Raw genomic sequence first — 19,605 nt, 5'->3', positions numbered from 1 at the left:
ATTTATTGATACGAACTTAGGCTCAGCACGCCAGGTTTATTTGGGAATCTGCGAAGCATCCCATCCACCACCGAGCGAGCGGATGAGCTCGACACTCGAAGCAAATCGCCGGCTGCGCAGCGTGGCTTGCGTACGCTGGTTTTGAATCAGCGTCGCCTCTGCGGTGAGTACTTCGAGATAGCTGGTGGCTCCGCCTTTGTAGCGTTTGTTTGAGAGATCAAGCGAGTGCTGAGCGTCGAAGACGGCTTCGCGCTGCGCTGATTCTTCCTGCTCAAGGATGCGCAGGTCGGAGAGTTTGTCTTCCACTTCACCGAAGGCGAGGAAGACCACGTTCTTGTAGTTCGAAGCGCTTGATTCAAAGAGGTCGCGTGCCTGCTGGGTGGTCGCCTTACGCCTGCCGGCATCAAAGAGCAGTTCCGAGGCCTGCGCACCGAGTGACCAGAGCGAGCTGGGGCCTTGAATCCAGGTGCCTCCATGAGTGCTTTCAAATCCGCCGCCGCCGCCGAGCGTGATTGTCGGATAGAAAGCGGCGGTGGCTACGCCGATCTGCGCATTGGCCTGTGCTGCCCGGCGCTCAGCGCTGGCGATATCGGGGCGGCGCTGCAGAAGCTGCGAAGGGACGCCGAGGGGGATTTTCGGCAAGTCCTGATTAGGTTGCGCGGGGTCTGGATTGAGAACCAGCGGCGCGGGTGGAATGCTGAAGCCTGAGAGATCGTATTCGGCGATGGAGGCGATGGCATGCTCAAACTCGGCGCGAGCTACACCTACGTCGATGAGCTGGGCGCGTGTCTGATCGAGCTGGGTCTGCGCCTGGGCTACATCAACGTCTGTGGCGACGCCGCCTTTGAGCCGTCGTTTGGTCAGGTTGAGCTGATTGGTGAGGTCGTCGATGTCATTGGTCAGGAGCTGTGTTTGCAGGTCGAGTCCGCGCAGCTCGAAGTAATCCTCGGCCATTTCGGATTCGAGGCTTAGCTCTACGTTGGCCATATCGGCATTGCTGGCCTGAGCCGCGGCACGCGCGCTCTCGACAGTGCGCCGGATGGCTCCCCAGAAATCGGGTTCCCATGAGGCCTGACCTTCGAGGGTCAGGTCGTTGTAGCTGGTGACGACGCTGTTTTGCGGAGGAAGAACGAGCGGACGGTTCTGGGATACCTTGGCGTGGTTGAAACCAGGTCCTGCTGACAGGGAGGGATAGAAGGCAGAACGCGCTATTTTTACCTGCTCGCGCGCGGCCAGATAGGTTTCGAGAGCCTGATGCAGGTTCTGGTTTACGGTGGCGATGCGATCTTCGAATTTATTGAGTTGCGGATCGTTGTAGATCTCCCACCACTTGCCCTTGAGCATGCCATCGGATGGGTTAGCCGTCTGCCAGCTACCGCCATTCGGCGCAGGCGGAGGGGGGACGGTGATGTTTGCGGCGCCTGTTTCTTTGTAGGCTGACGGTGCCGTGTATGCAGGGCGCTGGTAGTCAGGACCAACGGGCTTGCAACCCGCGACTGTCAGCGCGAGCGCCAGCGCGCTGGCCGAGTACACGATCTTTCGGCTTGATTTAGATGCCGCCATTCTTCTGTGCTCCCTCGGCGGCCTTCATCTCTTGCGGTGTCAGTACGTGGACTTTCTCGCCATCGATGAGCGAGTCAGGCGGGTTCTGAATGACCTGATCTTGCGCGGTGAGGCCTGTGATGATCTGTACGGTGCGGCCATCGTCCTGCCCGATTGTTACGGGCGCCAGATGCGCCGTGTCGCCAGTAACGGTGCCGACGCGAAGGCCTTCATTGCGGAAGATGAGAACGGAGACGGGCAGTACAAAGACATTGCCGACTGGATTGACTTTGAAGTGGACTTCGGCAAGCGTTCCGGCCAACAGGTTGCCTTTACGGTTGTCGACGTCGACTTCTACAAGCAATGTGCGGCTTGCAGGATCGATCGCGTCGGCAGTACGGACCAGCTTGCCTTGAAAGACCTGGCCGGGGTGCTCCGCAAAGGTGAGGTTGATGGTTTCGCCGCGTTTGACCGATGCGGAGAAGACGCCGGGAAGATTGGTGTAGACACGCAGCGTGTTGACGGCCTGCATGTGGAATAGCTCAGAGCTTGGTGTCTGGCCTGCTCCGGCATCGATGAGCTGACCGGTATCGACGCGGCGAGCTGTAATGACGCCGTCGAATGGCGCATAGACTTTCTCGAATGATGTCAGTTCTTTCAGCCGTTGCACGTTGGCTTGTGCGGACTTGACCTGTGCGGAAGTAGAAGCTGCCTGATTGACGAAGGTATCGGTGTCCTGTTGCGAGACGGCGTTGTCGGTGACGAGGCCTTTGTAGCGATCTGCCTGAATGCGCGCATTGTTGGCGTTGGCGAGAGCTGTATTGAGGTCAGCCTCTGCCTGAGCTAGCTGCTGGTCTACTTCAGGGCTGGCGATCTCGGCGAGCAGTGCGCCCTGCTTCACCTTTGCGCCAATATCGTAGTACCAGTGCGTGAGGTAGCCGGAGGTGCGGGCATAGATAGGCGAGTCACTGTAAGAGGTGACGTTGCCGGGCAATGTGACCTCCTCTACAGGGTTTCCGGGCTTAGGGGCCAGGGTGATGACCGAAGGCGCAGCGAGCTCTTTGGTGCGATCCTCAAGCGCGGACGCAGCGTGTTCTCGCGGCAGAATGCCGATGACGCCGAGCACCACCATGACCCCAACAATCAGCAAGAGCACCGTGATGGCATGGCTGACCTTGATCGGCTTTTGATCGGGTGCAGTCTCGGTGTCGTGTCCGTGCTCCGCGCGAGCGTTTTGTTTGTGTTCGCTGTTCGATGTCTGTTCAGGGCTCATATTTGCTCCGGAAACTGATCTTCTACGACAGTCTGGGCCGGTGCGTGCGCGCGTCTGCGCCGCTCCAGGCTTCCATGAAGCGCGGAGAAGAAGGTTGGCACAAAGAAGAGGGTTGCAAAGGTTGCCAGCATCAGGCCGCCGATTACTGCACGCCCAAGAGGCGCGTTCTGCTCGCCGCCGTCTCCCAGACCCAATGCCATGGGAACCATGCCGATGATCATGGCGAGGGCGGTCATGAGCACTGGACGGAAGCGGACGAAGCCCGCGTTCAATGAGGCTTTGCGGGCATCGCCGACAAGCGCCTCAAGCTGCTCGCGAGCGAAGCTTACGACAAGGATCGAGTTCGCGGTGGCGACGCCCATGCACATGATGGTGCCGGTCAACGCGGGTACGCTCAAACGCGTTCCAGTGAGGAAGAGGAACCAGACGATGCCAGTAATGGCCGCAGGCAGCGCGGAGATGATGAGGAACGGATCAAGCCACGACTGGAAGTTGATAACGATGAGGAAGTAAACGAGCAAGATCGAAAGGGCAAGTCCGGAGAGCAGGCCGATGTAGGACTTGTTCATGGTCTCGCTTTGACCGCGCAGCACAACCTGGGTTCCGCGGGGCAGATCCTTCTTGTGCTCTGCGACGATCTTCTCGACTTTGCGCGTTACGGTACCGAGATCCACACCGTCCACGTTGGCATAAATATCGAGCACAGGCTGAACGTCATAGTGGCTGACCGTGCCCATTTCCGCGCCGGGAGATATGGAAGAGAGATTGCCGAGCACCTGAACGGACTGCGTGCTTCCAGGTGCGGCTGTGGCGCTTGCGCCATATATAGTCTGTGGCGCTTGTTCCAGAGCGCTACTGGCGGGAACCGAGATGGGTAGGCTCTGCAGATCGGGAAGCGATTGAATGTTGTACTGCGGTGATTGGATCGCGATGTTGTAGGAAACGCCGTTTTTCGGGTCGAGGTAGAAATTCGGCGTTGTCTGGAAGCTGCCGCTGAGAGCCACGAGCAGGCTTGTTGCAACATCCTTCTGCGTCAGACCAACCTCTGCTGAGCGAGTGCGATCCACGTTGACTGTAAAGTTGGGTAGATCGAATGGCTGCTGAATGCGCGTGTCAGCAGTGCCGGGAACGGATTTGACGTCATTCAGTAGTTTCTCGGCATACACGCGGTTATCTTCGAGATCGGGACCAATGACCTGAATATCGATTGGTGAAGACAGGCCGAAATTCAGGATCTGCGTGACGATATCCACGGGCAGAACGTAGAACGTCACACCTGGATATTCGCGGCTCAGCGTCTTGCGCAGGTCGTTCACATATTTATCGGAGGGGTGGTGCTTTTCCGCCAACTGGACGGTGATGTCCGCATCGGCTGTGCCGACTGGGGCTGAGGTCGAATACGAGAGATTCAGACCGGAGTAGGGAAGGCCGATGTTGTCGATGATGGTGGTAACTTCGGCGGGAGGAATCTCACGGCGGATGGTGTAGTCGATGTGATCGCAGAGCGCAGCGGTATCTTCAATACGCGTGCCGGTGCGGGCCCGCACGTGAATACGGAAGGCGCCGCCGTCTACCGATGGGAAAAAGTCCTCGCCGAGCCACGGCACTATGAGAGCGGCCGACGCAGCGCAGATGAGCAGAAAAACGAAGATGAACGCCTTGGCGTGATCGACGCAAAAGGTGAGCAGCCGCACGTAGCCATGGCGGATCTTCTCGAAGTAGTGCTCGAAGCCACGTTGAAAGGCGATAAAGGGGTTGCGGCTAGTGCGGCGCTTTTCCGCTTCTTCGTCGCTATGTTCCTTGAGCAGATATTTCGCCATCGTCGGGACGACGGTTCGTGAGAGCAGGTAGCTGGCGAGCATAGCGAAGACAACGGCTTCAGCGAGTGGTACGAAGAGGTATCGTGAAACACCGCTGAGGAAGAACATGGGCACGAAGACGATGCAGATAGAGAGGGTTGAAACAAACGCGGGCACTGCGATCTGCGCAGCGCCGTCGAGGATGGCCTGCTCGATTTCCTTGCCGGATTCGAGATTGCGGTTGATGTTTTCGATTTCGACGGTTGCGTCGTCTACGAGAATTCCGACGGCCAGGGCAAGGCCGCCGAGCGTCATGATGTTGATGGTTTCGCCCAGAGCGGCCAGGCAGATGAGCGAACTCAGAATCGACAGTGGAATGGACACCGCGATGATCAGCGTCGAGCGCCAGCTTCCGAGGAAGACGAGGATCATTACGCCGGTGAGACAGGCGGCGATGATGGCCTCTCGCACCACGCCGCTAATGGCGCCCTTGACAAAAATGGATTGGTCGTTGAGGGCCTCAAGCTTGAGCTGCGGAGGCATCTGGGCGAGGATGCCGGGCAGTTTTTCGCGAACACCGGCAATGATGTCGAGCGTAGATGCCGAACCGGTCTTGAGGATGTTCATCAGCGAGGCGCGCTGGCCATCGACGCGCACGATGTTGGTCTGCGGCGGAAAACCGTCGCGGACGTGGGCTACATCGCGGATGTAGATTACAGTTCCGTTGACAGTGCGGATGGGCAGGTTGTTCAACTCATTGACCATGAGCGGGGCAGAGTTGGTCTCGACCGCGTACTCATAGTTGCCGACTTTCATTGTGCCGGCCGGAGTAATGATGTTTTGCGCGCTGATGGCATTGACCACATCCGTGGGCGAGAGACCCTTGGATTGCAGCGCATGCAGATCGAGATCGACCTGAATCTGACGCTGCTTGCCACCATAGGGCCAAGGGAGGGATGCTCCTTCGACGGTTGCCAGTCGGGTACGGATCAGGTTTGTTCCAAGGTCATTTAACTGCTGCTCATTCAGACCCTGGCCAGAAAGGCCGAGCTGCAGAACCGGCACGCTCGATGCGTTGTACTGGATGATGAATGGCGGTGTCGATCCGGGAGGCAGAGAGCGCAACTGCACCTGGCTGATAGAGGTGATTTCGGCGACGGCTTCCGCGACGTTTGCATGGGGCTGGAAGTAAACCTTGATGACACCGATGCCGTTGAGCGACTGAGACTCAATATGCTCGATATCGCTGACGGTGGTGGTCATGCCGCGCTCGCTGTTGGCGACGATGCGCGTGGACATTTCCTGGGCGGAGAGACCGGTGAAATTCCAGACGATGCTGACGATAGGAATATCGATATTGGGAAAGATATCCGTTGGCATCTGCAGGATGCTCACGGTGCCAATCAAAAGCAGGAGGATGGCAAAGACGGCAAAGGTGTAAGGCCGCCGTAAGGCAAGCCGGACAATCCACATACTGTTTGTCGCTCCTGGAAGCTCGCCGAAAACGGTAGCCCAGAGTTCAGTCTAGAGCAGAACGGCAGGCTTACGGTCTGGAAGCACGAAGCCATGAAAAATCAATGGCTTCAGCGTTTCTTCGCCTATATGGTCGACTGTCCGCTCCGGGGAATTACAGCCCCGATCACGCCGTCCTGCTGTTGATGTGCATTGCAAGCCGGAAACAGTCAGCGAATGGATCTTCAGCGGCTGATTCCAACAGAGGAAAGGTTTTCGTTTATAAGACGGACCTGTGACCCCGCAGGATGCAGGAAGGTGGGTCTGGATCGCCAGGTAAAGCCTGACGATTTACTGACATGCTCGCTCAGAGAGCAGCAAACAAAGCCAGAATGCCAATACAGACGGCGATCGCCATGCTTTGCCGGTCGCGGATGGCGAAAATAACCGGGTCTTCGTGCATTTCGCCGCGCGAGGCTTTGAGCCATACCCAGGTGAGCCAATAGAGCATGAGGGGGACGATGAGCCATAATCGTCCCGGATGGCGGTACAGGCGGGAGACGTCCGGATGCGAGATATAGAGGGAGAAGATTACGACGGCTGCATAGGCGCTTGATGTGCCGAAAGCGCGGATCTGCTCCATGTCCGAGACGTGGTACCCGCGGCCGTGCGTTGACGAGACGCCGCGTTCGCGCAGGTTTGCCAGCTCACTGAAGCGCTTGACCATTGCCAGAGAGAGGAACAGAAAGATGGACAGGCTTGAAAGCCAGGGCGAGATAGGTGTTTGGGTTGCAGCGCCACCAGCCATGAGACGAAGCGTGTAGAGGCCGGAGAGGACCAGTACGTCGACGATCGGGACACGTTTGAAGTAGAACGAGTACGCGGAAGTGACCACCACATATACGATCAGCCAAAGCGCGAAGGGTATGGGCAGAAACGGCAGCATAGCGGCGCTGACGGCGACGGCCACGAAAGCAAGAAAGGCGCCAAATGCGGCGGTTAGATCTCCGTGGGCGAAGGGCCGGAACCGCTTTTTGTGATGACGCCGGTCGCTTTCCATGTCCAGCAGATCATTGATCAGGTAATTGGCTGAGGCAACGAAGCTGAAGCAGAAAAAGGCCGTGATGGCCTGGCTGACGGACCGGACCGTGAGCTGATGCGACATGAGCAACGGAACGAGCAAAAGGAAATTTTTTGCCCACTGATGAGTCCGAACCGCTTTGAGAATGGCGGGAAGAAGCTTGCGGCGGTCTTCAAAGGTGTATTCCGTGGAGAGGCGGCGTGCTTTCAAGGCCATGCGCAGGCCTTGAGTTGGATTGGCCAGGTATGCCTTGCGGGCATGCGCGAGCGCTGGCAGATCAGGCTTTGCATTGCCGATGTAGTCGAAGACCGGAAAACGCTGTTGTAACCCGGCTAGCTTGTGGTTGCCGGTGAGATTGGTGGATCCATCGGAGGCCAGAACTCCAGAGAAGAAGCCGAGATGCGCGGCTACTCGCTCCGCCAGGCCTATATCTGCGCCGGTGGTCAGGTAGATGGGGCGGCCCATCGCCTGCTGCTCGCGGAGAAAGATGAGAAGCGGCTGGTTGTAAGGCAGGTGAGCGGCATCGATGGAGACACGGAGGTTGACCTCCTGCTTCACCCGCGCCTTGCCGCCGGAGAGGAGCCACTGCGGGAAACGAAGGAGGCTCGCCGGCTTCATCCTCAGCAGGAGGCAGACGGAGTCGTAAAACGTGTCGGATTTGACCAGGGTGCCGTCCAGATCGACACAGACTGGCACGCCGGTATCTTTGGCCTCAGGTTCGTATGCGACCGCAGCCGCTTGAGAGGCAAAGTTTTCTTCGCTCATGCGGGCACATATCCTGTATGGCTCGGAGTGGCTTGCTCCAGTATATCCAGTAGCATACTTCGGCTCTGAAACAGAGTTGCAGTTTGTTGCCTTCCGGTTGTATGGTCCCGTCATGTCATTGGCAACGATTGAAGAACGAGAGAATCTGGGGCTGGCCCGTCGCAAACAGATCGCCCGGCGCGCACATGCTGATTTTTCAGCCAAGGCGCGGTTGACGCCGCCGCTGGTTTTGCTGCAGCGAGCCGAGAAGGGGCGCGTGCCGGCATTGCTCAAGCTGAAACATGAGCGTATGTGCGCTTCGCCTTTTGGGTTTTTCCGGGGAGCCGTGCCGGTGATGGCTGCCGATCTGTCATCGATGCCCAATACCGGACTGATGGTGCAGCTTTGCGGCGATGCTCACGTTCGCAATCTCGGAGCGTATGCGGCGGAGGACGGCAGGCTGATCTTTGACGTCAATGACTTTGACGAGACGTTTCGTGGTCCTTTCGAATGGGATCTGAAACGCATGGCTGCTTCGCTGGTGGTTGCCGGGCGCGAAGCCGGCAATGACGACAAGCTTTGCGCGCGCGCCGTGATCGATTGCATTTCGAATTACACGGAGCGCATGCGGGCTTACGCTCCTATGCCTTTTCTTACTCAGGTGCGGGACCAGATCAGCCGCATCGAAGAGATCGTTCCGGTTCATCAGGCGTTGCAAAAAGCGGTACGTGGCACGCCGATGCACACGCTCGAGCAGCTGACCGAACCGGTGCCGGGGCCGGATGCTACAAAGCCTGGCGCGCCACGGCGATTCAAAGAGCAGAAGCCAATTCTTACGCGTGTCACGGGCAGTAAGGCAGAGGCTGTGCTTAAAGCATTTGAAGAGTACCGGCCAACCCTGCAATCGCAGCGGCAGCGTTTTCTGGCGGAGTACCATCCGGTCGATGTGGCGTTTAAGGTTGTCGGAACCGGATCGGTGGGGCTGCGCGATTACTGCATTTATCTGCAGGGGAACGGGCCGGACGATCCGCTGTTCATTCAGATCAAGGAAGAAGCGCACTCGGCGTATGCGCCGTATCTGCAGGATCCGCATGTGGCGCGTCACCAGGGGCAGCGCGTGGTAGAAGGGCAACGGCTCTTTCAGACCGGCACAGATATCCTGCTGGGCTATACCACGTTGGATGGACGCGACTATCTGGTGCGTCAGCTTGCGGATCACAAGGGGTCGGTCGACCCGGCGATTCTCTGTGGTGATGGCCTGCTTGGCTATGCAGTGGTCTGCGGCGAGTTGCTGGCGCGCGGTCATGCGCGATCAGGCGATGCACGGCAGATTGCGGCGTATCTTGGCTCGGGCGAAGGGTTTGCCGAGACGCTGGCTGAGTTTGGGCGCAAGTATGCTAATCAGACGGATAAGGATTGGCGGGAGTTGAAGAAGGTGAAGAAGTAGATGTCGTGGTGCGTTACGAGAATGGAAACGGTTCTACGACTGCTCCTGTGTCCGTATATATTCGAGAAAATTTGAGAAAGACCGAAGTCGACGAATGAACGAATCGCTAAACAAATTTCAAGGCAGAAGGCCTACGTTGCAGGAGGTAGGCGAGATTGTTCAGCGTCTCCAACTGACTAGAATTTCAGTAAAGAATGATGCATCTCAGATACTTCTCGATCGATACTTGGAAACTCATCCCAACGGCAAAATCCTCTTAGCTGGATTTCAAGTCCAGTCAGATGAGGAGTTCGAGTATTTCGTTTCACGCAGATGGTTGGCTCCGTATGACGTGTATTCAGCTATGCTTTCCGGCAAAGAAGTTCGAGAGGCTCTCCCGGAACTTGAGATCCCTGTTGCTTTGCCAACAGATTTCTTTCAGTTTCCTTTTTCAAAGGGTCCATCAGGTTGTTTTACGTGGAAAAGTCCTTTTACGTTTGATGGAGATCTCGCACATGATCTCTGGCATGGAGGTGCGTATTGGAAGCCGTCCGGCGATGGCAGGACCGAGAAACAATTTGCCCTCGCTTTTTGCAAAGCGATCTTTGAAGAACGATTTGCAGAGATAGAGTATTACCGTTGTTCAGATGCGTGGACGAATTGGTTCTATGACGTTGCTTGGGATTGGACCGCAATCTTGTTCGATAGCAGATTGCGCAACCTTTGGGTTCTAGCGGCTACCGACACTGACTAGCCAATTCTTCAATTTTTGAGTACGAACTGTGAACGACTGATTTGTTGCAGCCAATCAGGCTTGCGTGATACACAGGGCGGTTATGCGATACGTATTGGCACTTGATCAGGGAACGACGAGTTCCCGCGCTATTCTCTTCGACAAATCCGGCGCGATTGTTTCGACCGCGCAGCAGGAGTTTCACCAAATCTATCCGCAGCAGGGATGGGTGGAGCATGATCCGACGGAAATTCTGACTTCGCAAATGAGCTGCGCTGTGCAGGCGCTGGTGCGTGCGGCTGCCGAGCCGCATGATGTCGCCGTGCTCGGCATCACTAACCAGCGCGAGACGGTCGTTGTCTGGGAACGCGAGACCGGGATGCCGATTTATAACGCGATCGTCTGGCAGGACCGGCGCACGGCGGATGTATGCGCGAAGCTTGCGGCGGATGGCGTGGAGCCGATGGTCCGCGAGCGAACGGGGCTGCTGCTCGATCCGTATTTTTCGGCGACGAAGGTGGCGTGGATTCTGGACCAAGTGCCGGGAGCTCGAGCGCAGGCGGATGCGGGCAAGCTGGCGTGGGGAACGGTGGATAGCTGGCTGATCTGGAACCTGACGAATGGTGAGGGGCACAAGCCGGTGCATGTGACGGACCAGACGAATGCTTCCCGATCGCTGATTTACAACATTGTCGAAGGCCGCTGGGATGAGGAGTTGCTGAAGCTCTTCCGCATCCCTGCATCAATGCTGCCTGAGGTGCGCTGGTCGAGCGAGCGGGTGGGCGAGGTGAATACCTCGTTGGGGCTGCTGGGTATTCCGATTGCTGGCATTGCGGGCGATCAGCAGGCGGCGCTCTTTGGCCAGCTCTGTTTTGAGCCGGGTGAAGCGAAGAATACGTATGGAACCGGCTGCTTTCTGTTGCAGAATATCGGCGGTAAGTTTCTCGAATCGAAGAACAGGCTGGTGACGACGCTGGCTGCGAGTACCAGCCGAAGACTTGAATATGCGCTGGAGGGGAGCATCTTCATTGGCGGGGCTGTGGTGCAGTGGCTGCGGGACAATCTGGGATTGATTCGCAGTTCGTCGGATGTGGAGGCGTTGGCTGCATCGGTTCCGGATAGCGATGGTGTGGTGTTTGTGCCGGGTTTTGTTGGATTGGGAGCGCCGCACTGGGATCCGCATGCAACTGGATTGCTGATTGGTTTGCGGCGCAGCACGAAGCCGGGGCATATTGCTCGGGCGGCGCTGGAGAGCATTGCCTTCCAGGTGGCGGATGCGTTGGAGGCGATGCAGCAGGATTCGCAGGCTGGAACGGGGATTAAACTGCCAGCGCTGCGCGTGGACGGCGGCGCGGCGGTGAACGATCTGATGATGCAGTTTCAGGCGGATGTGCTGGGTGCGCCGGTGATTCGCCCTGCGGTGACGGAGACGACGGCGCTGGGTGCTGCTTACCTGGCTGGGCTGGCGACGGGCTTCTGGAGCGGTACTGAGGAGTTGCGGAAACAACGTACGCAGGATAGTCGCTTTGATCCTGGGGCTGGCGCGAAAGACATGGAAGCCAGCCGCGTACGATGGAAGGAAGCCGTTACCCGCGCGATGCACTGGACTAGCTGACGCTTCTTTTTAGGGCTTTGACACGTAGTCGAGGAGGTGCAGGTAGGAGCGATAGAGCTTGCCTGTGGCGCGGGTCATGCCGATCTCACAAGTACGGCTGGAAGAGTAGTAGCCGTCGTGCGCGTGCTCGGCGAGCTCAGCAGCTTCACTCTGTGTAGCTGATGCGGTCAACTCTGGGTGCAGAAATCCGCGGTCGCCCGCGAAGGCGCAACAGCCCGCTTCCATGGGTACGGTGACGTTGTTGCTGCAGGACTGCGCGATGGAGACGAGTTTGTTTGCGATGCCCATTTTGGTGGCCGAGCAGACTGGATGCAGCGCGACGGACGGCATGGTTCGCACAATTGGCAGTTTGGGCAGGATCATGCTTTGGGCAAATTCGATGGAATCGAGAATGCGGAGCTGGTCGAATTTCTGCTGGTTCTCGGCGGTCAGATGCGGGCGGCTGGTTTTGAGTCCGTAGGTGCATGGGCTGGTGTCGATCACGATCGGTAGTTTTCCCGCGTCGGACCATTGATAGAGGCTTTCGATCATGCGATTGACGGAGATGTCGTGTGCCGTGTCGAAGCCTTTGGATGAGAAGGGAACGCCGCAGCAGTGACCGCCTAGCCCTGAGGGAATCCGAAGCTTCAATTCCGCGCGGCTTGCGATGTTCAGCAGTGCTTGCATGTTGGTGATGTCGTCCGGCTCGCCTGGTAAAGCGCCCATCATGCGGGAGATGCAACTGGGCGCGTAGACGGCTTCGGCGGAAGCAGGGCTGGCGGATGGAATCGCACCGCGCCGGGGGCTGGGCATCGGGTCGGTCCATCGCCAGAAGGGCTCTCCGGTCAGCTTGTGGGAGATACGATCAAGCGTCCCGGTCAACGAGATCATGAAGCTCTTGCCGAAGAGTTTTTCCAGAAGATGGCCGGAAGCGAGGGCGATTCGCGAGCCGGTTTCGACAAGGCCAAAGTGGCGTGCGGCGAAATTTGCGAGCTTTACTGAAGTGTGCGAATGGCGGATGGCGCGGAAGTGTTTGGTGAGATTGCCGGTGTTGATGGAGACGGGGCAGTCGGTGGCGCAGAGGCCATCGACTGCGCATGTGTCGAGAGCCATATAGGGGAAGTCGCGGTCGAGGGCTGTGTATTCAGATGTGGGAGCGTGATCGTCTTTGAGGCGCTGCAGTTCGCGGCGGACGACGATGCGCTGGCGCGGGGTGAGGGTGATGTCGCGGCTGGGGCAGGAGTGTTCGCAGAAGCCGCACTCGATGCACTTGTCGACCTCGGGTTCGACCTCGGGCATGTTCTTGAGATCGCTTACGTGGGCTAGCGGATCGGGGTTGACGATGACGCCGGGGTTGAGCAGGTTGTGCGGATCGACGATGGATTTAAGCTCCCGCATGATGCGGTAGCCTTCAGCGCCCCACTCGGTTTCGACAAAGGGCGCCATGTTGCGTCCGGTGCCGTGCTCGGCCTTGAGCGCACCGTCGTACTTGCGGACGACGAGGTTGACGACGTCATCCATGAAGTCGCGGTATTGGGCTATCTCACGATCTGTGTTAAAGCCCTGGGTAATGACGAAATGCAGGTTGCCGTCTTTCGCATGGCCGAAGATGATGCCGTCCGGATAGCCGTGTTTGTCGAAGAGGGCACGCATGTCATTGGCGGCGTGCGCGAGATGCGGCACCGGGACGGCGATGTCTTCCATGAGCGCTGTGGTTTTGGCCGCACGCACCGCGCCAACGGAGGGGAACATGCCCTTACGGATCTTCCAGAAAATGGCCTGCTGCGCGGGGTCGCGGGTGAATTCGGCAGGGCGTAGCAAAGAGAGGCTGACGATGGCCTGCGCGGCAGCGGCTTCGTAAGCACGGAGCACGTCTTCTTTGGCGGCCTGGAATTCTACGAGCAGGCCTGCGGCGTCTGCGGGTAGGGTACTCAGATATTCCGGGACGCCGGGGTGGCCTTCGACCGAGCGCAGTGAGGCGCGGTCCATGACTTCAAGGGCTGCCGCTCCGGCTTTGGTGAAGGCTTCGATGGCGGAGCAGGCGGCGAAAAGGTCCGGAAAGAGCAAAAGTGCGGTCGATTTGAGTGGGTAGTCGGGAACGGTGTTAAGAACCGCTTCCGCGATGAAGGCGAGTGTGCCTTCGGAGCCGATGAGCAGATGAGTGAAGATGTCGAGTGGCTCGGTGTAATCGAGGAAGGCGTTGAGGGAGTAGCCGGTGGTGTTCTTCATTCGGTACTTGGAGCGAATGCGGCTCGATAGCTCGGTGTCGGCTTCTATTTCGTGCTTGAGGCGCAGGAGCTCTTTGCATAGCTCGGGCTCGAGTAATTGGAAGAGGCTGCCAGCCTTGGGATCGGCTGTATCGACCTGTGTGCCGGAGGGCAGGACAAAGGTGAGAGATCGCAGCGTGTGGTAGGCGTTCTGCACAACGCCGCAGCACATGCCGCTGGAATTGTTGGCGAGTATGCCGCCGATGCGGCAGCTTGCTATGGATGCAGGATCAGGGCCGATTTTGCGGCTGTAAAGCTTGAGCGCATTGTTGGCTTGCTGACCGATGACTCCGGGCTGGAGGCGGATGGTTTTGCCGTTTTCCTCAACGCGGATGCTGCGCCAGTAGCGGCCAATGTCGACGAGGATGCCGTCGGTGATGGCCTGGCCGGAGAGGCTTGTGCCTCCGGCGCGAAAACAGAGGGGAATCTGGTGCTGGTGGCTGAAGCGGAAGAGGTGTTTGATCTCTTCCGTAGCCTGCGGCTGAACGACGGCGCGCGGGATGAGGCGGTAGAAGCTTGCGTCTGAGGCGAAGGCGATGCGGTCGATGTGACGGATGAGGATGCGAGTGGGGTCGATGCGATCGCTGAGGTGCTCGCGAATCTGCTCCGGACTGGGCAGGCCGGGTTTGGAGACGATTGCGGGGTCAGATTGGATTGTTGTCGCCATGAAGATGGTTGGGTTGCACGTAGCGCGATACGGCTATGTTTCCTCATGATTGGCGATACGTATGCGAGTGTCAATCGAGGACGGACGATACATCGCCATTCTAGTGGTTTGGTTGGGAAAACGTGAGGGTGGGTGGCGGCGCAAGTCGTGATGGCACGAGCAGGAAGCAGAGCCTTTGCTTCGTTCACACATCTTATAGACTCGACACATGGCACTCAAACGGATGGACAACGTAGGAATCGTCGTCGAAGACCTCGGACAGACAATTGATTTCTTTCGAGAACTAGGCCTCGAGCTCGAAGGACGGGCTATGATCGGAGGAGAATGGGCAGGACGTGTGACCGGACTGGCCGATCAGCGCGTGGAGATTGCCATGATGCGTACGCCGGACGGCCACAGCCGTCTCGAGCTGTCCCGCTTCCTCACGCCGCCTGTGGTCTCAGATCATCGTAACGCCCCGGTGAACGCTCTCGGCTACCTCCGCGTTATGTTCGCCGTTGACGATATCGACGAAACGCTTGAGAGACTTCGCAAGCGCGGCGCGCAGCTCGTAGGTGAAGTAGTTCGCTACCAAGACTCATACCGGCTCTGCTACATCCGCGGGCCTGAAGGACTTCTCATCGGACTCGCCCAGGAACTCAGCTGAGCGCAATACGAAAGCGATGAAGCGCAGCAAGCAATGCCGGCGAGCACGTCTCACAAAGGGTAAGTTTTGCAACGGCAATCTAAAAATCTTTCTCACCTGCTTAGAATGACAATCTGGAGTGTGGCTCATAGTGTGGGCTAGTGATACTGCTGGCGTCGTACACTGGTGGGACTTTGGCAATGTAGTTGGAGGCTTGCGCTCCGTTGCGTATATCGCTGTTTATCACTTGCTATAACGATGTGCTGTTCCCGGAGACGGGCAAGAGCGTAGTGCGCGTGTTGGAGCGGTTGGGGCATGAGGTGGAGTTTCGCCCGGCGCAGACGTGCTGTGGGCAGATGCATTGGAATACGGGATACCTGAGCGAGGCGGTGCCGATTATTCGCCACTTTGTTGATGTCTATCGCGATGCGGAGATGGTGGTGGCGCCTTCGTCCTCTTGCGTGGCGATGATGCGGGATCACTATGTGAAGGCCGCCGAGATGGTGAACGACGCGGCACTGGTGACGGAGGTTGAGGCGCTGCTGCCGCGGGTGTTTGAGTTCTCCGAGTTTCTGGTGAAGAAGCTGGGCGTGGAGGATGTGGGTGCGTCGTTTCCGCATAAGGTGACTTACCATGCGAGCTGCCACTCGATGCGAAGCCTGCATCTGGGCGATGTTCCGATACGGTTGTTGAAGAACGTGAAGGGACTGGAGCTGCTGCCAGTGGAGAATGCGCAGGAATGCTGCGGGTTTGGCGGCACCTTTTCGATCAAGAATGCGGATGTGTCTTCGGCGATGCTGGCGGACAAGGTGCGTTGTGTGCTGAATACACGCGCGGAGGTTTGTACGGCGGTGGATAACAGTTGCCTGATGCACATCTACGGCTCGCTGCACCGGCAAAGGACGCTGGTGCGGACGGCTCACATTGCAGAGATTCTGGCGTCCGGAGTGGAAGGATGAACGCGCCGCATCAACAACCGCACCAGTGGCACCAGCATGAGTTTCCCGAGGCTGCACGCGAGATGCTGGAGAACTCGCAGACGCGGCGCAACGTGCAGCATGCGACTACGGTGATTCAGGATAAGCGAAACCGCGTGGTGGGAGAGCTGCCGGAGTGGCAGGATCTGCGCGAGGCCGGGTCGCAGGTAAGGGCGCATGCGCTGCGGCATCTGGACCACTACCTGTTGCAGTTTGAAGAAAACTGTACGAGGGCAGGCGGGCATGTGCACTGGGCTTCAGATGCGGCCGATGCGCGGCGCATCATGCTGGAGTTGATTCAGCGGCATCAAGCCAAAGAGGTCATCAAGATCAAGACGATGACTTCGGAAGAGATTGGGCTGAATGCGCATCTTGAAGCGCATGGAGTCAGGCCGATCGAAACGGACCTGGCGGAGTTGATTATTCAGCTCGGAAAAGACCGGCCTTCGCATTTTGTGGTTCCGGCGCTGCATAAGAACCGGCAACAGGTAAGGGAGATCTTTCAGCGCGAGATGCATCTGCCGGAGTTGGGTGAGCAGCCGGTGGATCTGGCGACTGCGGCGCGAAATTATCTGCGCGAGAAGTATCTGAGGATCAAGGTTGCGGTCTCGGGGGCAAATTTTCTGATTGCCGATACGGGCGGGGTCTGCATTCTGGAGTCCGAAGGCAACGGGCGCATGTGCCTGACGCTGCCCGATGTGCTGATTTCTTTGGTCGGCATAGAGAAGGTGATTCCGAGCTATCGCGACCTGGAGATCTTTCTGCAGACGGTGCCGCGGTCGGCTACGGGCGAGAGAATGAATCCGTATAACTCGACGTGGAGCGGTGTGACGCCGGGGGATGGGCCCAAGGAATTTCATGTTGTGCTGTTGGACAATGGGCGTTCGCCGATTCTGGCAGACAAGGAGGCGCAGCAGACGTTGAAGTGCGTGCGCTGCGCGGCGTGTCTGAATGCGTGCCCGGTCTATCACCAGACCGGCGGTCATGCGTATGAGTCGGTGTATGCGGGGCCGATTGGGGCGATTCTGACTCCGCAGTTGCTGGCAATGAAAGAAGGACGGTCACTACCGTATGCTTCGTCGCTGTGCGGGGCCTGCTATGAGGTTTGTCCGGTGAAGATCAACATTCCCGAGGTACTGATTCATCTGCGCGGCAAGGTGGTGCAAGAGGATCAGAAGACGCTGAGCGGCAAGCTGGGCTTGTGGAATATCGGCATGCAGGCCGCGGCGTTTACGCTGGCGGACAGTGGACGGCTGAGCATGGCGGCGCATCTGGCGCAGGTAGCGCAGAAACCGTTGGTTTCGAAGAACGGGTTTATCTCGTGGATGCCTGGAATGTTGAGCGGATGGACGCAAACGCGTGATCTGAAGGCGATTCCGGAGCAGTCGTTTCGGGACTGGTGGGCGCAGGAGCACAGTACTCAAAAGCCGAAGGAGAAAGCCAATGGCTGACGCAGTCGATAGCCGCGCGAAGATATTGGCGAGTATTCGGATGTCGCTGGGTGAGCGTCGGCAGGATACGGTGATTGCTGCGGAGTATGCCGGGATCATGCGCGACTACCGCAGGCCTGAGGAGCGTACGCGCGAGGCGCTGCTGGAGCACTTTGAGGATCGGCTGAGGGAGTATGACGCTGGTGTTTATAGGGCATCAACCACGTCGATTGCTCAGGTGGTGGCGGAGATTCTTGCTTCACGCGGGAAGGCTGGGTTGGCTATGCCTGCTGGAATTCCTGCTGAGTGGCTGCCGGATGGGTTTGTATTTACCGATGCCAGCGGATTGGATGAGCATCAGCTTGATCGCGTTGAAGGCGTGCTGACGGCGTGTACGGTGGCGATCGCGGAGACGGGATCGATTGCGCTGCAGAACGCTCCGGGGCAGGGTGCGCGGCAAATGTCGCTGGTGCCGGATTATCACCTGTGTGTGGTGTTTGCTTCGCAGGTTGTAGCTTCGGTGCCGGACGCGTTTGATCGATTGATGCCTACGGCTTCGCTGCCGACGACGTTTATCTCGGGGCCGTCGGCGACTGCGGATATCGAGATGACGCGCATCAAGGGCGTGCATGGGCCGCGGTTCTTTGACGTGGTGATTGTTGCGGACTGATTCGAATTTCTAAATTGAAAAGCTGATTTCCGGTTTGCGCGTGAGGTACTGGATGACAAGCCACGCGGTGAGGTAGGCCATGCCTGCGACAAGGAAGATGTTGGCGTAGGTGTGGAAGTGCTGCAGGACTAGTCCGACGATCCAGGCGGCGAGCATGCCGCCAATTGCTCCGCCGAAGCCGGCGATGCCGGTTACAGACGCGACAGCGGCGCGCGGGAAGAGATCGGAGCAGAGGCTGAAGATGTTGGCAGACCAGCCCTGATGGGCTGCACAGGCCAGGCTGATGACGGCGACGACGCTCCAGAGGCCGCTCATGTGCCCGACCATGGCGATGGGTAGCGTGCAGAGGGCGCAGGTGAGCATGGCTCCACGGCGTGCGGCGCGGATGCTGAGGCCCATGCGCAGCCAGATGGCAGGGAGCCATCCGCCGAAGACGCTGCCGACGCACGCAGCGATGTAGATGACCATGATAGGGCCGGCGAGCCCTTCGAGCTTGAGGTGAAAGCGTGTGGAGAAGTATTTGGGCAGCCAGAAGAGCAGGAACCACCAGACGGGATCGGTGAGGAACTTGCCGATGAGAACGGCCCAGCATTGACGGTAGCCGAGCAGGTGTAGCCAGGGAATGCGAGTGGAGGCAACGGCTTCGCCAGCATCGCTGCGGATGTGGGCCAGCTCGGCGGCGTTCACACGCGATTCGTGCTCTGGACTTTTGTAGGTAATGAGCCAGAGGATGACCCAGATGAGGCTGAATCCGCCAGTGAAAAGGAAGGCAGCCTGCCAGCCCCAGTGATCGACGATCCAGGGAACGGTGAGCGGAACGAGGATGGCGCCGACGCTGGTGCCGCTGTTGAAGAGGCCAGTGGCGAGTGCGCGTTCTTTCTTTGGGAACCACTCGGCAACGGTCTTGATGGCGGCTGGAAAGTTGCCGGATTCGCCGAGGCCGAGGAAGAAGCGCGATGTGCCGAAGGCGAGCGCGGTGCGGGCGAGCGCGTGGCTCATGGAGGAGAGGCTCCAGACGCCGATAGAAATCGCGTAGCCGAGCTTGACGCCGATCTTGTCGATGATGCCGCCGACGGAGAGCAATCCGATGGCGTAGGCGAGCTGGAAGGCGACGACGATGTAGCCGTATTGGACCTCGTTCCAACCGATTTTGGTTTGCAGCATGGGCGCGAGGAAGCTGAGCACCTGGCGATCCATGTAGTTAATGGTGTTGGCGATGAAGAGCAGCGCGCAGATGTGCCAGCGGTAGCTGGTGAGGCCGGTTGCGAGCGAGGCGGCCAGGGATGGGGGTGGCGGAGGTGCTTGGGTGACTGGCTCGCTCATCT

The 19,605-nt window shown here is 58.4% G+C and carries 13 protein-coding genes; 7 read left to right on the top strand and 6 right to left on the bottom strand.

The features are described from left to right. Nucleotides 1-36: 36 nt before the first annotated feature. From OHL22_RS08900 to OHL22_RS08885, 4 genes are all read right to left on the bottom strand, one after another. The gene (locus OHL22_RS08900) at nucleotides 37-1,563 is read right to left on the bottom strand and encodes an efflux transporter outer membrane subunit (protein WP_263335724.1); all 1,527 of its coding nucleotides are present in this window, start codon (nucleotides 1,561-1,563) and stop codon (nucleotides 37-39) included. Continuing rightward, nucleotides 1,550-2,815, bottom strand: a complete 1,266-nt coding sequence (locus OHL22_RS08895; RefSeq protein WP_263335721.1) for an efflux RND transporter periplasmic adaptor subunit — start codon at nucleotides 2,813-2,815, stop codon at nucleotides 1,550-1,552. The genes OHL22_RS08900 and OHL22_RS08895 overlap by 14 nt, the downstream gene beginning before the upstream one ends. Then, the gene (locus OHL22_RS08890; protein WP_263335718.1) at nucleotides 2,812-6,087 is read right to left on the bottom strand and encodes an efflux RND transporter permease subunit; all 3,276 of its coding nucleotides are present in this window, start codon (nucleotides 6,085-6,087) and stop codon (nucleotides 2,812-2,814) included. Before OHL22_RS08890 ends, OHL22_RS08895 begins: the two co-directional genes overlap by 4 nt. Before the next feature lie 346 nt (nucleotides 6,088-6,433). Continuing rightward, nucleotides 6,434-7,912, bottom strand: a complete 1,479-nt coding sequence (locus OHL22_RS08885) for a UbiA family prenyltransferase (protein WP_263335717.1) — start codon at nucleotides 7,910-7,912, stop codon at nucleotides 6,434-6,436. Here OHL22_RS08885 and OHL22_RS08880 point away from each other — a divergent pair. From OHL22_RS08880 to glpK, 3 genes are all read left to right on the top strand, one after another. Continuing rightward, nucleotides 7,911-9,338, top strand: coding sequence for a DUF2252 domain-containing protein (locus tag OHL22_RS08880; RefSeq protein ID WP_263335716.1), 1,428 nt, complete (start codon nucleotides 7,911-7,913; stop codon nucleotides 9,336-9,338). The two genes, OHL22_RS08885 and OHL22_RS08880, sit on opposite strands and share 2 nt — an antisense overlap. 94 nt (nucleotides 9,339-9,432) lie before the next feature. Continuing rightward, the gene (locus tag OHL22_RS08875) at nucleotides 9,433-10,071 is read left to right on the top strand and encodes a hypothetical protein (RefSeq protein WP_263335713.1); all 639 of its coding nucleotides are present in this window, start codon (nucleotides 9,433-9,435) and stop codon (nucleotides 10,069-10,071) included. Nucleotides 10,072-10,153: 82 nt separating this feature from the next. After that, nucleotides 10,154-11,665, top strand: coding sequence for a glycerol kinase GlpK (glpK, locus tag OHL22_RS08870; RefSeq protein WP_263335710.1), 1,512 nt, complete (start codon nucleotides 10,154-10,156; stop codon nucleotides 11,663-11,665). A 9-nt stretch (nucleotides 11,666-11,674) separates the two neighbouring features. Here the strand turns inward: glpK and OHL22_RS08865 are convergent, their stop codons facing one another. After that, nucleotides 11,675-14,578 carry an FAD-binding and (Fe-S)-binding domain-containing protein gene (locus tag OHL22_RS08865; RefSeq protein ID WP_263335708.1) on the bottom strand — a complete coding sequence of 968 codons (2,904 nt, stop codon included), beginning with the start codon at nucleotides 14,576-14,578 and terminating at the stop codon, nucleotides 11,675-11,677. A 208-nt stretch (nucleotides 14,579-14,786) separates the two neighbouring features. On the opposite strand from OHL22_RS08865, the gene OHL22_RS08860 reads away from it, so the two are divergent. The 4 genes from OHL22_RS08860 to OHL22_RS08845 all read left to right on the top strand — a co-directional run bounded on the left by OHL22_RS08860 (nucleotide 14,787) and on the right by OHL22_RS08845 (nucleotide 18,280). Beyond that, nucleotides 14,787-15,224, top strand: coding sequence for a VOC family protein (locus OHL22_RS08860; protein WP_263335706.1), 438 nt, complete (start codon nucleotides 14,787-14,789; stop codon nucleotides 15,222-15,224). A 203-nt stretch (nucleotides 15,225-15,427) separates the two neighbouring features. Then, nucleotides 15,428-16,162, top strand: a complete 735-nt coding sequence (locus tag OHL22_RS08855) for a (Fe-S)-binding protein (RefSeq protein ID WP_263335703.1) — start codon at nucleotides 15,428-15,430, stop codon at nucleotides 16,160-16,162. Continuing rightward, nucleotides 16,159-17,631: a LutB/LldF family L-lactate oxidation iron-sulfur protein gene (locus tag OHL22_RS08850; protein WP_263335701.1), complete on the top strand. Its 1,473-nt coding sequence runs from the start codon at nucleotides 16,159-16,161 to the stop codon at nucleotides 17,629-17,631. The genes OHL22_RS08855 and OHL22_RS08850 overlap by 4 nt, the downstream gene beginning before the upstream one ends. Then, nucleotides 17,624-18,280: a LutC/YkgG family protein gene (locus OHL22_RS08845; protein WP_263335698.1), complete on the top strand. Its 657-nt coding sequence runs from the start codon at nucleotides 17,624-17,626 to the stop codon at nucleotides 18,278-18,280. The genes OHL22_RS08850 and OHL22_RS08845 overlap by 8 nt, the downstream gene beginning before the upstream one ends. 9 nt (nucleotides 18,281-18,289) lie before the next feature. Here OHL22_RS08845 and OHL22_RS08840 read toward each other — a convergent pair whose 3' ends face one another. Further along, complete coding sequence (locus OHL22_RS08840; RefSeq protein WP_263335696.1) at nucleotides 18,290-19,603, bottom strand: MFS transporter; 1,314 nt, start codon at nucleotides 19,601-19,603, stop codon at nucleotides 18,290-18,292. Between the last annotated feature and the right edge of the window lie 2 nt (nucleotides 19,604-19,605).

This window comes from Acidicapsa dinghuensis (genome assembly GCF_025685685.1).
Lineage (GTDB): Bacteria > Acidobacteriota > Terriglobia > Terriglobales > Acidobacteriaceae > Acidicapsa > Acidicapsa dinghuensis.
The sequence above is the reverse complement of the archived record's forward strand: the minus strand, read 5'-3'. Positions and strand labels throughout refer to the sequence as shown.

Bases quoted from the DNA above. Each gene is read 5' to 3' on its own strand.
- OHL22_RS08900 (WP_263335724.1), bottom strand. From the start codon at position 1,563: ATGGCGGCATCTAAATCAAGCCGAAAGATCGTGTACTCGGCCAGCGCG.
- OHL22_RS08895 (WP_263335721.1), bottom strand. From the start codon at position 2,815: ATGAGCCCTGAACAGACATCGAACAGCGAACACAAACAAAACGCTCGC.
- OHL22_RS08890 (WP_263335718.1), bottom strand. From the start codon at position 6,087: ATGTGGATTGTCCGGCTTGCCTTACGGCGGCCTTACACCTTTGCCGTC.
- OHL22_RS08880 (WP_263335716.1), top strand. From the start codon at position 7,911: ATGCGGGCACATATCCTGTATGGCTCGGAGTGGCTTGCTCCAGTATAT.
- OHL22_RS08885 (WP_263335717.1), bottom strand. From the start codon at position 7,912: ATGAGCGAAGAAAACTTTGCCTCTCAAGCGGCTGCGGTCGCATACGAA.
- OHL22_RS08875 (WP_263335713.1), top strand. From the start codon at position 9,433: ATGAACGAATCGCTAAACAAATTTCAAGGCAGAAGGCCTACGTTGCAG.
- glpK (WP_263335710.1), top strand. From the start codon at position 10,154: ATGCGATACGTATTGGCACTTGATCAGGGAACGACGAGTTCCCGCGCT.
- OHL22_RS08865 (WP_263335708.1), bottom strand. From the start codon at position 14,578: ATGGCGACAACAATCCAATCTGACCCCGCAATCGTCTCCAAACCCGGC.
- OHL22_RS08860 (WP_263335706.1), top strand. From the start codon at position 14,787: ATGGCACTCAAACGGATGGACAACGTAGGAATCGTCGTCGAAGACCTC.
- OHL22_RS08850 (WP_263335701.1), top strand. From the start codon at position 16,159: ATGAACGCGCCGCATCAACAACCGCACCAGTGGCACCAGCATGAGTTT.
- OHL22_RS08845 (WP_263335698.1), top strand. From the start codon at position 17,624: ATGGCTGACGCAGTCGATAGCCGCGCGAAGATATTGGCGAGTATTCGG.
- OHL22_RS08840 (WP_263335696.1), bottom strand. From the start codon at position 19,603: ATGAGCGAGCCAGTCACCCAAGCACCTCCGCCACCCCCATCCCTGGCC.